Origin of the sequence: Streptomyces sp. NPDC005262, assembly GCF_042872425.1 — a bacterium.
Taxonomy (GTDB): domain Bacteria; phylum Actinomycetota; class Actinomycetes; order Streptomycetales; family Streptomycetaceae; genus Streptomyces.
This window is the reverse complement of sequence record NZ_JBIAKK010000016.1, coordinates 98,490-111,446: the sequence shown is the minus strand read 5'-3', so window position 1 is coordinate 111,446 and position 12,957 is coordinate 98,490. Positions and strand designations below refer to the sequence as shown.

The 12,957-nt window shown below is 69.5% G+C and carries 6 protein-coding genes and 1 pseudogene; 1 reads left to right on the top strand and 6 read right to left on the bottom strand.

Annotated features, from left to right (window positions below; all coding sequences use genetic code 11):
* Window positions 1-14: 14 nt before the first annotated feature.
* Together ACFYP5_RS30675 and ACFYP5_RS30670 are read right to left on the bottom strand one after the other, a co-directional pair.
* On the bottom strand, window positions 15-3,296 hold the full coding sequence (locus tag ACFYP5_RS30675; protein ID WP_389042029.1) for a LamG-like jellyroll fold domain-containing protein: 3,282 nt from the start codon (window positions 3,294-3,296) through the stop codon (window positions 15-17).
* A 196-nt stretch (window positions 3,297-3,492) separates the two neighbouring features.
* Window positions 3,493-5,934 carry a GH92 family glycosyl hydrolase gene (locus tag ACFYP5_RS30670; RefSeq protein ID WP_389042028.1) on the bottom strand — a complete coding sequence of 814 codons (2,442 nt, stop codon included), beginning with the start codon at window positions 5,932-5,934 and terminating at the stop codon, window positions 3,493-3,495.
* A gap of 294 nt (window positions 5,935-6,228) precedes the next feature.
* Between ACFYP5_RS30670 and ACFYP5_RS30665 the strand changes: the two are divergent.
* A pseudogene (locus tag ACFYP5_RS30665) lies at window positions 6,229-6,372 on the top strand (DinB family protein); the annotation flags it as partial.
* 95 nt (window positions 6,373-6,467) lie between these two features.
* Here ACFYP5_RS30665 and ACFYP5_RS30660 read toward each other — a convergent pair.
* From ACFYP5_RS30660 to ACFYP5_RS30645, 4 genes are all read right to left on the bottom strand, one after another.
* Complete coding sequence (locus ACFYP5_RS30660; protein WP_389042027.1) at window positions 6,468-7,565, bottom strand: NADH:flavin oxidoreductase/NADH oxidase; 1,098 nt, start codon at window positions 7,563-7,565, stop codon at window positions 6,468-6,470.
* Window positions 7,566-7,721: 156 nt separating this feature from the next.
* Window positions 7,722-8,102 carry a hypothetical protein gene (locus ACFYP5_RS30655; RefSeq protein WP_389042026.1) on the bottom strand — a complete coding sequence of 127 codons (381 nt, stop codon included), beginning with the start codon at window positions 8,100-8,102 and terminating at the stop codon, window positions 7,722-7,724.
* A gap of 29 nt (window positions 8,103-8,131) precedes the next feature.
* Window positions 8,132-11,314, bottom strand: a complete 3,183-nt coding sequence (locus ACFYP5_RS30650) for a glycosyl hydrolase 115 family protein (RefSeq protein WP_389042025.1) — start codon at window positions 11,312-11,314, stop codon at window positions 8,132-8,134.
* Window positions 11,315-11,408: 94 nt separating this feature from the next.
* Window positions 11,409-12,944 carry a sodium:solute symporter family protein gene (locus tag ACFYP5_RS30645; RefSeq protein WP_389042024.1) on the bottom strand — a complete coding sequence of 512 codons (1,536 nt, stop codon included), beginning with the start codon at window positions 12,942-12,944 and terminating at the stop codon, window positions 11,409-11,411.
* Window positions 12,945-12,957: the final 13 nt, after the last annotated feature.

Genomic DNA, 12,957 nt, shown 5'->3' with positions numbered 1-12,957 from the left:
CGGCCTCCGTCGTGCTACGGCTGCTCGCTGTCGTGGAGTGCGCTCACCTCGTTGGCGGTGAGAGCCCTGTCGAACACGCTCACCTGGTCGATGGAACCGTTCCAGAAGTCGCCCTTCTCCGCCGCGTACTGGGCACGCCCCACGGAGAGCGGCCCGGTGCTGACGTCGGCGGGACCGGCGGCGGCGGTCGACACGAGCTTCCCGTCGAGGTAGAGCTTCACCTCGTCACCGTCACGCACACCCACGAGGTGGTACCAGGTGCCGAGTTCTGGCTTCATCTCCAGCCGCGCCCGGTTGCCGCCCGGCGTACTGAACGCGAAGGCGCCCTGCCCGTACTGGAGGTAGAACGGATTCTCGGTCCGCCTGCCGTCCTGGCTCACGGCGGTCGCGTAGTTGCCCGGGAGCGAGTCCAGCGACACCCAGGCCGAGACCGTGTAGTTCCCGGTGGTGTCGACGGCGGGACCACTGGTCTGGGCGTACTGTCCCTGACCGTTGAACTTCAGCGCGGAACCGTGCACACCAGGTGTCCAGGAGGTGCCCTCGCTCAGCGTGAGGGTGCTGTGGTTGGGGCCGAGGTCGGCGGAGGTCGTGCCCTTGCCCTCGTCGAGCGGCCAGCCGGCGCCGCCCTTCACCTCGTCGCGGTGTCCGGCGGCCGCACCGGCGGCGATGACCTGCTGGTTGATCTCCCGCACCTTCCCGGGGTCGACCTTGATCTCGCGCCGGTCGTAGGTCCAGAGTCCGTTCAGCTCGTTCTCCAGGTCGCTGACCTGGGTGTAGACCGAGCCGGACAGCTCGGCGTCAGCCGCCGCCAGGTAGTACGTACGGGTGTTGTCGACGTACTTCGCCGTCAGGGCGTCCTTGTCCGCGACCCCGCTGTAGATCGCGGCGGGCGCCCCCGGCCACAAGTGTCCGGGGGTACGGAGCGTGAAGCCGCCGTGCTCACCGTCCATCGCGGCACGGTCGTCCGGGAACGGCGCCTCACGGTTGAGGTAGTCGTGGTGGTCGATGATGTCGCCCTTGCCCGAGTCACCCTTCGAGGAGCAGCAGTTGACGCCGCTGTGGGCGTTGACGACACGGGACGGGTCGGCAGCCTTGACCGACTCGGCGATCTTCCCGGTCTCGGTGCGGTCCCACTCGCCCCAGCCCTCGTTGAAGACGATCCAGCCGCCGATCGACGGCGAGTTGTGGAGCTGCTGCATCATCTGCTTGCCCTCGGAGAGGAAGGCCTGCCGGCCCTTCTCACCGGTGATGTCGCTGGAGACGAAGTCCTGCCAGACCAGCAGGCCGAGCTGGTCGGCGTGGTAGTACCAGCGGGCGGACTCCACCTTGATGTGCTTGCGTACGGCGTTGAAGCCGAGGTCCTTCTGCGCCTTGAGGTCGAAGGTGAGCGCGGCGTCGCTGGGCTGTGTGTAGAGACCGTCGGGCCAGAATCCCTGGTCCAGCATCGCGAGCGAGTAGAAGGGCTTCCCGTTGAGAACGAGCTTCTGGTAGCCGCCCACCTTCGCGATCCCGATGGAGCGCATCCCGAAGTAGCTGTCGACGGTGTCCTTGGAACGGCCGTCCGTCAGGGTGACGTCGAGGTCGTAGAGGTACGGGTCGTCGGGGGTCCAGAGGTGCTGCTTGCTGACGGGCAGGCTCAGCGGGGTGTTGGCCCGGCCGCTGACCGTGCCGACGACCCGGCCCTTGGTGTCGCGGGCGACCGCCGTGACGCGGGCGCCGGACGAGGCGGCGGCGGAGTCGACGGTCAGGGCGAGGGTGCTCCCGTCGATGTCCGGCGTCGTGGTCAGCGAGTCCACGGAGGCCTCGGCGACCGGCTCCATCCACACCGTCTGCCAGATTCCGGAGGACGGGGTGTAGACGATGCCGCCCGGGTTGCCGGACTGCTTCCCCTTCGGCTGGTCGGGGCCGGTGGTGTCGGTGACGGCGACGACGATCTCCTGCGGGCCGTTGCCCTTGATGGCGTCGGTGATGTCAGCGCTGAAGGAGGTGTAGCCACCGGTGTGTTCGGCGACCTTCGCGCCGTTGACCCAGACCACCGACCGGTAGTCGACGGCACCGAAGTTGAGCTTCAGCCGCTTGCCGTCCTTGCCCTTGCCGACGGACCAGCTCTTGGGAATCGTCACGAGTTTGCGGTAGAACATGTGGTCTTCATGGCGTTCGAGTCCGGAGAGCTGCGACTCGACCGGGAACGGCACGATGATGCGCTCGCCGAGCTTCTTGCCGAAGACCGGCTGCTCGTCGGCGGTGGCGCCGGCGAACTCCCACGGGCCGTTGAGGTTCTTCCACCGGTCACGCACCTGCTGCGGCCGGGGGTACTCGGGCAGCGGGTGGTTGCGGTCGAGCTTGTCGCCCCAGGTCGTGGTCAGCCGGTGCGTGGAGAGGTTCTTCGCCGTGCGGCTGATCTGGGGAACCGTCTCGCCGCCGGCCTGGAGCCCGCCCTTCCCGTCGTACGCCACCCGGACCTGCTGGCCCTTCTGGACGGGCGCGGCCAGGTCGACGATCACGGCGTGGGAGTTGTCGGACGCCTTGGCCACGGACTTCACCGGCATGGGCGAGGTGTCGGCCTCGACGGCAAGATGGTCCTGCACGGAGCCGAGGTTCTTGACCTCGTCCTTGAAGGTCGCCTGCAGGCGCTGTCCGTCCTCCGCAACGCTCAGCGCGACCGGGTAGACCTCGAAGTCGGCCGGCGGCGTGAAGGCGGACTCGGGAACGATCTGCTTCTTGAGTTTCGCGCTGGACCAGCGCAGGAACATGTTGGCGCCGCCGGTGTCCTGGAACATCTCCAGGCGGAACTGGTGCGGCTCGCCCGCAGTCAGCGAGACGGGCTTGCCGGTCTGCTCGTTGTCCCAGTCCGGCAGCCAGTGGTCGATGACGACGTTTCCGTCGATGGAGAGCCTGAAGCCGTTGTCGCCGCTGGCGGCGAAGGTGTAGTCACCCGTCTCGGGGGCTGTGATGCTGCCGGTCCAGCGGGCCGTGGTGTTCTCCGTCCTGCCCGTAGTGGACTCGAACGCCCCGGTCAGACCGGGAAAATTGATCTCCGGGTCGAGTGCGACTCCGCCGAGCTCGGCGAAGTCGCGGGCGCCCGGGGCGGACATCCGGAAGTACTCGCCCTTCAGCCCGTGCACATCGGCGGTCGGGTCGTCGTCGGCGAATGCCTTCGCGGTGGCGCTCGATGCGGCGCTCGCGGGGACGGCGGCAGCGGCAGGGACCAGAGTGGCCCCGAGGGGGATCAGCAGCGCGGCCGTACAGGCCATCGATTTGAACAGGGCTCGGGGGCGGGGCAGTTGTCGTCTCAAGGCGTCGTCCTCGTCGAGAGCTGAAGTGCCTCGCACACAACGAGGCACGCACACAATCGAACATTGAGCCACAACACCAAACGCATAACAACGGTCGTGCAGAGAGAATTTTCAACGATAGAAAACGGTGACCGGCACCCCGGCGAGCAGGCCGCGCGACCCGCTCGCCGGGATCCGGAACCAACCGGTACGCCCCCTACCGCGGCAGTCCGGAAGTGGCCGTGCCCCAGCTGGAGTCGGGCGCTTCAGCCAACCGGAAGGCGAGGGTGCCGCCACGGGTGACCAGGCTCGCATCCGTCCAGGAACGGTCGCTGGTACGCCCGTTGACCCGGACCGCGTCGACGTACGGATGGCCGGCATCGGCGTCCGGCGCACCGATCGTGATGCCCCTGCCGTGTGCGCGGTCGATCGACGCGTCCGGGAAGAGCGGGGTGCCCAGCAGCATCGTGGCGCTTCCCGGCGTCTGCGGGTACAGCCCCAGCGCCGAGAAGACGTACCACGCGGACATGGTCCCCAGGTCGTCGTTGCCGGGCAGGCCGCCGGGGCCCGTGCCGTACACGGTGTCGAGGATCTGACGGACCGTCGCCTGTGTCTTCGACGGCTGCCCCAGGGCGTTGTAGAGCCAGGGGGCGTGGATGCCGGGCTCGTTGGTCGGGTCGTAGCGCAGCGCGTCGCCGCCCTTCACCGACCAGGATCCATCGGCCTTGTGGAAGAAGGCGTCGAGCCGCTGAGCGGCCCGGTCCCGACCGCCCATGGCCTCGGCCAGCCCCTGGACGTCCTGCGGAACCATCCAGGTGTACGTGGCGCTGGTCCCCTGCGCGAAGCCGAGGTCGCTCCCGGGGCCGAACGGGGTCACCCACGAACCGTCGACGTTGCGCGCCTGGACGTAACCGGTGGTCCCGGCGCCGTCGGTGGCCGCGGGGTTGAACACGTTGCGCCACCAGCCGCCGCGCTCCTTGAAGTACGTGGCCTGCTCGTCACGTCCGAGCAGTTCGGCCCAGCGGCCGAGAGCCGCGTCGGCCACCGAGTCCTCCAGTGTCTCCGCCGCGCCGCCCCAGCAGTGACACACGTCCTGGGGTGCGTAGTGCGACGTCAGGTACTGCGCCAGATTGGGCCGCTGTCCGGTGCACTGACCGGGGCATCCCGCATCGGAGAGACCGTCGTCGACGGGGACGGTCGCCTGGCGTGCGAGGGAGTCGAAGGCGCCTTCGTAGTCGAAGTTCCGTACGCCCATCGCGTAGAAGGTGGCGAGGGTCGCCGCCGTCGGGTCGCCGGTCATCACATGCGTGGCACCGTTGATGTGCACCCAGCGGTCCCACACCCCGCCGTTCTGCTGGGCGAAGTTGTACAGCGACTGGGCGAAGTCCCCGGCGATCTCGGGCTTGAGCAGCGCCAGCAGCTGGATCTGGGCGCGGTACTGGTCCCAGCCGGAGAAGTTGCTGTACTGCGCTCCCTGCCCGCGCTTCACCCGGTGCGGTGCGCCGTCCATGCCCGGGTAGCGGCCGTCTGTGTCGCTGATCAGGTCGGGCTGCATGAGGGAGTGGTACAGCGCGGTGTAGAACGTGGTGCGCTGCGCGGTGCTGCCGCCGCCGATGCGCACGGAGCGCAGCTCCCGGTCCCAGGTGCGGAGCGCGGCGGCCGCCACGTCGTCGACCCCGGCGTGCGGGGCCACTTCCCCGTCGAGGTTGGCCTCGGCCCCTGCCAGGCTGACGTACGAGATGCCGATCCGCATGTGGACGTCGTTGTCGGCACCGGTGTCGAACCCGACCCAGCCGCCGGAACCTCGGCCGGCCCGGTCGGCACCGGTGGCGTAGCCCTCACCGCCGCTGCCCGTGGTCGCGCCCGGTGAGAGCGTGCCGTCCCTCCAGGTTCCGGTCGAGGAGAAAGCACGGTCGAAGGAGGCGCTGAAGTAGAGCCGGTAGTAGCTCTTGCGGTTGTTGGTGCCGCCGTTGGCGCGCCGCCCGCAGAACGCGCCGGTGAGCACCGAGCCGGTCACCTTGTGGTGTACGGCATCGATGGCGACCTCCGCGTCCTCGCTGCCGTTGAGCGAGTTGGAGACCCGGAAGAGCAGGTTGGCCGGCTTGCCGGCCGGGAAACTGAAGTCGGCCACGCCTGCGCGGCGGCTGACCGCCAGGTCCGCGGTGGCACCGTTGTCCAGCCCGAGGGTGTAACGGCCCGGCACGGCACGCTCGTTGTCGTGCGAGAAGTTGGCGGAGTAGACGGCGTCCTTGGTGTCGGCGGACGGCGAGGAGGTGACGTCCCCGACGAACGGCATGATGGGTACGTCACCGGCGGCGCCCGGGTTGCACCCGGCGCCGTTCACATGGGTCAGGCTCAGCCCACGCAGCCGGGTGGTGCCGTAGTCGTAGCCATTGGCCGCACCGGTGCTGGTCTGATCGCCTCTGGTGCTCGTCGGCGACCAGCCGATCATGCCGTACGGGAGTGTGGCGCCCGGGTACGTGTTGCCGCCGTTCGCGGTGCCGATCAGCGGATCGACGTAGGCGGCGGGGTGCGGGACCAGGCCGGTGGCCGCCTCGGCGGCCGGGGGCATGACCGCGGCAGCGAGCGCGCCGGTCAGGATCACGGCGGCCGTTCGCGCGCCGAAGCGCCTCGCCACGGGCAACGGTCTGAGGGGCATGTCGCTTTACCTTCCGCGAAGTTGGACAACGTTGTCGACGGCCAGGGGTCCGGCCGGGACGACGTCGATCGATGCGCGGCCGAGCGTAGATGCCGGCGGCGTGCCGGGGAATGCGCCGAACGGTGTGCCCGGTGAACGAGCGATGAACGAGGACGGCGGGCTGCCGTATCGCCTACCGATGTCCATATGCGCTTCCAGCAGGCGGAGTTGAGCCGTCGGGGCGGTGGAGGCGGGCAGCCACGGCACCATGGGGAACGCCGTACCACGGGCGCCCACGGCCATGCCGCGCCCGGCACCCTGGGGCACAGCACGTACCCGCATGGCAGCGACCAGGAGGATCCGTTCGCCGAAACGGTCTGGTGGGTCGATCAGGAACTGGTGCACCACGGGGCCGAGATCGCCCTGATCCGCGACCTGTTCCGCGCGCGGCAGCGCTGACGCGGAGCCCTGCGTCGCGGCCGTCCGACACGACGAGCCCCTGCCCGGACGTCCGGGCAGGGGCTCGTCGTGTCGGACGGCACGAAGGTGCGGTGTCAGACGGCTCGAAGGTACTGCGCGGGCTTGTGCACCTCACCGCCCAGTGCGCGCGCCGCGTGCTGCGCCCACGACGGGCTCCGCAGCAGCTCCCGCCCGAGGAGCACGGCGTCCGCGTGCCCGTCGGCCACGATCTTCTCCGCCTGCTGCGGCTCGGTGATCAGTCCTACGGCCGCGACGGGCAGCGAGGTCTCCTCACGCACCCGGGCGGCGAAGGGGACCTGGTATCCGGGGCCCGTCGTGATGCGGGCGTTCGGGGCGTTGCCGCCGCTGGAGACGTCCAGCAGGTCGACGCCGTGGGCCTGCAGCTCCTTGGCCAGCCGTACCGTCTCGTCGACGGTCCAGCCCTCACGGTCGTCCTCGTGGTTCTCGGTGAGCCAGTCCGTCGCCGAGATCCGGAAGAAGACGGGCAGGCCCTCGGGCCAAACCTCGCGGACGGCGTCGACGACCTGCAGGGCGAACCGGACGCGGTTGTCGAAGCTGCCGCCGTACTCGTCCGTGCGCCGGTTGCTGTGCGGGGAGAGGAACTGTCCGACGAGATACCCGTGGGCTCCGTGCACCTCGGCGACCTCGAAGCCCGCGTCGAGGGCCCGGCGTGCGGCTTCGCGGAACTGGCCGACGACGCCGTGGATCTCGTCCACGGTCAGCTCGTGCGGAACGGGATGACCCGCGTCGAACGGGAGCGGGCTGGGGGCGACGGGCTGCCAGCCGTGCTCGTCCGGTCCCACGGGCCCTCCGCCAAGCCAGGGGGCAGCGGTCGACGCCTTGCGTCCGGCGTGGGCGAGCTGAATGCCGGCGACGGAGCCCTGGCCCCTGATGAAGGCGGTGATCCGCCGGAGGGCGGCCACCTGGGTGTCGTTCCAGATACCGAGGTCGGCGGGGCTGATCCGGCCTTCGGGGCTGACGGCCGTCGCCTCGGTGAGAACGAGGCCGGTCCCGCCGGCGGCGCGCGCCGCGAGGTGGGCGAAGTGCCAGTCGGTCGCGACGCCTGCATTCGGCCCCACCGCTTCCGCGCTGTACTGGCACATGGGCGCCATCCACACCCGGTTGGGTATGACAAGCGACCGCAGGGTGCAGGGCTCGAACAGGACACTCACGGCGGACTCCGTTTCGCCGGGACGACAGGATCGCTAGTACGATACATCTCGTACTACGACGCCCGTCAAATTACGATGGTTATCGTATGACGCAACCACGCCGACGAGGCCCTCCCCCGACTCCGGGAAGGGCCTCGTCCGCGAGCCGTTCGCGACTCAGACGCGTCGGCGCAGCGTGATCTCCACGTCCACGTCGTAGCCCTGGGTCCAGCTGCGCCCGGCGCCCGACTTCCAGGTGACATAGGCGGTGGCCCCGTCGACCCTGACGGCTTCCACCGTCATGGCCCGGTCGCCGTCCCGTACGTCACCACGGCGCAGCTCCTGCGCCGTGACGGTGACGGGCTCCGCCGACTGTGCGCTCTCCACCTCGTCCGCCGCGCGGGCGAGAGCCGCAGCCAGTTCCCGGGACCGGGCAGGGGTGCAGATCAGTGAGAACTCGCCCGCCGGACCCGCCACCCGGACCTCGACCCCCGCCCCAACGGGGGCCACGCCCAGGATCGCACCGTGCCCGTCGGCGGCCTCGGTCCCACTCTTCATCGCTCTGCTCCCCTTGCCCGTCCCATGGCTCACTTGAGCCGGAGACTCTCCTGCGGGCCCAGGTAGCTGGGCTTGAGGCCGCCGGTGTCGACCACCAGGTTCTGCAGCACCACCGTCGGGTCGACCATCCAGAATTTCAGCACATGCACACCGGCCCGGCCGATCTGGTGCACCGTACTGGTGCGGTTGACGTTGTCGGAGGTGTTGCGCGCCCACTGGACGTTCATGGTGCCGTCGTCGGATCCCGTCACCGCCGTGACGTTCACGCTCTGCGGCGCGTCGTCGTCGAAGGAGACGGCGTACGTGAGGCCGTCGGACGCCAGCGCGTTGTTGCGGGGTGACAGGTACGCGTGCACCGTGACCGGCCCGGTGGTGAACAGGCTGACCCGGTACTCCAGCCGCGGGCTGCCGCCGCCCGGAGCCTGGCGGGCGGCGGTGACCGGGAAGGGCTCCATACCGGCGCCGGTCCGTCCGATACCGGGGATGCGCTGCCAGGTGATCCCGCTGCCGCCGACGGAACGCGAGTAGTGGTCCGCCTCGATGGAGATGTACCCGTTGGCCTCGACGAACCCTGCGAGCTGCGAGCGCCGCTCCGTGGGGTGGTCGATCACGGCTTGCACGACGACCTCCCGGCCGTCCGGACCGCTGACCGTGACCGGCACCTCCGTCACACCCTTGGGCGCCCGTGACCAGTCGACGCGGAAGGTGATCCGGTCCTGCTTGTCGACCCGGCCCCTGACGCGGTCCGCGACGAGCCAGGAAGCCCCTGTCCGGACCCGGTAGTCGAACGGGGCGGCGCCCCGGTTGAACACCTCGATGTACTGCGCTGCCTGGCTCTGGTACGGGCTGAAGGCCGGCAGCACCGCCGGAGAGCTCTCCTCGGGCCACCACTTGTCCGAGCCGTCGACGGCCACGCCCATCTCGGCACGGGCCGGGAGGTCGATGCGCTTGACCGCGGGGAACAGCACATCCTTGATGGCGACGTTGTTGAGCTCGGGCTGCTGCCAGGGGGCGTTCGGCCCGTAGCGGGCCACATCGCCGTAGTCGATGTGCGGCTGGGTCTGGAATCCCTGCCACTTGCCGTCGGCGACCTTCGTGTTGAAGCGGTCCGCCAGCGCCAGGTCGTCGGCGAGCCGGGCCTCGGCGGCGGCCGCCAGATCGTTGGTGAGGGCCCGGCCCTGTGCCGCGTAGTGCAGGTTCTTGAACTCGGCCTCACGCAGGGCGTAGAGGTTGGCGGTGGCCTGCACCTCGTAGCCGACCAGTTCGTACCAGGCGTCCTGGACGGAGGCGGGCAGCTTGCGACCGATCCGTTCGGTGTCGGCCCCGAGCTGCTGCCACTCCTCGGTGACGCGCTCCAGCTCGCGGTAGTCCGTCAGGCTGAACGGGGTGGCCCGGTCGTCGTAGACGATCGCCGACGCGTCCTTGGCGGGGTCCTTGGCCGGGTCGAGGGTGATCTTGCGGTTGAGCAGCTCGGGCTTGCGCCGGGACTGCAGCTGCGCATACCTGCGGAGCACCTCGGCGATGTCCTCGGCCTGCTGCTCGCCGAAGTTCTGCCGGGCGTACCGCTCCTCCCACTCCGGCAGCCGGTCGAGGGTCCAGCGGTCGGGGTTCCAGGCGTACTCCAGGAAGAACTGCGTGGGCAGTTCGTTGCCCTTGAGGTCGCCGACGTTGGTGACCCAGAGGCCGTGGTTCCCGTAGGCGACGGACTGGTGGAGCTGGTCCCACATGTTCGGCAGCGAAGTGGTGTCCACCCACTTGTAGTTGCGGCCCACCCCGACGTAGTCGAAGTGGTAGTAGAGGCCGTAACCGCCCTCGCGCGCATCGTTCTTGAGGTCGGGGAGCTTACGGATGTTGGCCCAGTTGTCGTCCGTGAGGACGACGGTGACGTCGTCGGGCACCCGCAAGCCGCGGTCCCAGTACCGCTGGACCTCCTTGTAGAGGGTCCACACCTGCGGAATCGTGGTGACGTCCTTGCCGGAGACCTCCGCCAGGATCTGCCGCTGGGTGGCGATGATCTCGGTCATCAGCTCGATGCCGTCGCCGTCCGGCAGGCTGACATCGCCGTTGCCGCGCATGCCGAGGGTGACGACGCCCTCGAAGTCCTCGTCCTTCATCCGGCGGATGCCGTCGGCCCAGTACGTCTTGATCGCCTCGGCGTTGCGCCGGAACGACCACTCGCCGGTGCCGCCGTAGGGGTCGTGACCAGGGGTGGTGATGTTGCCCGCGCCGTCCCGGACGGCGGCGACGGCGTGCCGGTTCCACTCCTCGATACCACGCATCATCGGCGCCTCGTGCGAGGTGCCCATGACGACGCCGTACGCCTTCGCGGTGGCATGGTTCTTCGGGTCGTCCTCGGCGAACGCGCGGCCCCAGACAGCCGGCCAGAGGTAGTTGGCCTTGAGGCGCAGCATCACTTCGAAGATCTTGGCGTAGAAGTCGGCGTTGAAGCCGCCCTCGAAGCCGGGGGCCTTGCCGGGACCGAAGAACGCCGGTGCCCACGTGCCGAGCGCCGGGTTCTCGTCGTTGATGAAGAACCCGCGGTACTTCACGGCCGGGGTGCCCTGGGTGTGGCGGCCGGGCAGCACGTACAGACCGTCCCGGTGTACGGGGGTGACGTCGTCCCACCAGTACCAGGGCGATACGCCGATCCCCCGGGAGACGTCGTACGTACCGTAGATCGTGCCGCGCTGGTCGCTGCCCGCGATCACGAAGGCGCGGTCCACGCCGGGCAGAGGCTTCTCGACGACGGTCTGGAGGCTGGTCTCCCACTTGCCCTTGATGCCGGAGACGTTGAGCTTGCCCGCAGCGATCAGTCCGTCGATCAGCGGGCTGCGGCCGACGGTTCCGACGATGACGATCTCGCGGCCCTTCGGTGTCGCACCCCGCGAGAGCACGGGGCGGACACCGGTGACGCGCTCGATGTCGGCCTGGAGGTCACCGGCCACCCGGACGACACCCGCGTAGTCCCGGTCGCTGACCAGGATCGGGGCCGCTGCGCCCGCCCGGAAGAGCGGGAAGCTGCCGGAGCGGGGCGTGAAGGAGATGTACGCGCCGGGGTCGGTGGGCAGTCCGGCCGCGCCCGGTGCGGCGGCCAGGGCCTCCGACGAGAGACCGAGCAGCGAGCCGAGGGGGGTTGCTGTCAGGGCGGTGAGCCCCAGTCCGAGCCCCAGAACCGATCTGCGGCTGGCATGTTGCGGGAAGTGCTTGTCCATACTGCTCTCCCAGTTTTGTTCACACTCATGACAAATTGGATGGGTGTGCACCTTGACGGGTTGTCGGGTAGGGGGTAGGGGATCCGGAGCCGGGTCAGTCGGAGGCGCCGGGCACGGCGGCCTGCGGCACCGCGGCAGCCACCGGCTCGCTGTCGCCGTCGGAGGCGGGCGACACCGCGGCCACGATCGCGTCCGCCGTCGCGTCGGGCTCCGGGCTGAGCAGGCCGACCACCACGTACACCACCAGCGAGGTCACCAGCGGGGTCACGATGACGACGGTCTGATCCGTGCTCTCCAGCACGAACTTCACCAGGACGTAGCCCAGCAGCCCCAGCGCCCAGGAGGACAGGGCGGCGCGCGGCCCGCACTTGCGGAAGAGGGGCAGCAGTCCCAGCAGCATGGGGATGGAGATCGGCCCCATCACGGCCGCGACCAGACCGACGATGATGCCCAGCACCCCGCCGAAGTGATCCGCCTCGATGGCGACGAGCATGCTCACGGTGATGAAGACGACCGTGCACACGCGGGCGATGAGCAGTCCGGTCGCCGGCGGCAGTTCCTTGGCGCGACGCACGACCGCCGGGATGATGTCCCGGGTGACGACCGCGGAGACGGCGTTGGCGTCCGACGAGGCCATGGCCATGGTGTGCGAGAACATCCCGGCGAGCGTCAGACCCACCAGTCCGGCCGGCAGGTAGGACTCCGCCATCAGCGCGTAGACCTTCTGCGGGTCGGTGATGTCCGGCAGCAGCACAGCCGCGGCGACGGGCGGGAACAACAGGACCGCGGGCCAGATCACGTACAGCAGCGCGGAGAGCCCGGCCGAACGGCGGGCGGCCTGCGGGGTGTCCGTGGCCATGTAGCGCTGGGCCAGGTTCCACATGCCGCCGTTGTACTCGAAGAGCTTCACGACGACGTACGCACCGAGGAAGGTGGCGGTGTAGGGGCCGACCAGCGGGTGGCCGTGTCCCTCGGGCAGCTTGTGCCAGATCGTGGCCAGACCGGTGATGCCGTCGCCCAGACGGTCCAGCACCACCCAGACCATGGCGAGCGCCGCGATGCCCTGGATGACGAACTGCCCGAAGTCGGTGAGCGCATCGGCCCAGAGCCCGCCCACCGTGCAGTAGAGCAGGGTGACGACACCGGTGATCAGGATGCCGGCCGTCATCGACATGCCGGTGAACACATTGAGCAGCACGGCGACGGAGGCCCACTTGGCGGCCACGTCGAACACCTTGAGCAGGGCGCCGCTCCAGGCGAGCGCCTGCTGGGTGGGCACGTTGTAGCGCTTGGCGAGATATTCGAGCGGCGAGGCGACCGCGTACCGCTGCCTCAGCCGGTTCCAGCGCGGCGCGAACAACCAGGCACCCACACCGGTGGCCAGCGCGAGCGGCAGGAACGCCCAGATGTAGACGGTGATGCCGACGCTGTACGCGATGGCCGCGTAGGCGACGAACACGGCGGCGCTGTATCCGGACATGTGGTGGGAGATGCCGGACAGCCACCAGGGCATCCGGCCGCCACCGGTGAAGTAGTCGCTCACATCACCGACGCGGCGGTGCGACCAGAGGCCGATGAGAAGCATCACCAGGAAATAGCCGCCGAGGGCGGCCCAGTCGAGCCAAGCCATGAATGCTCCTTGT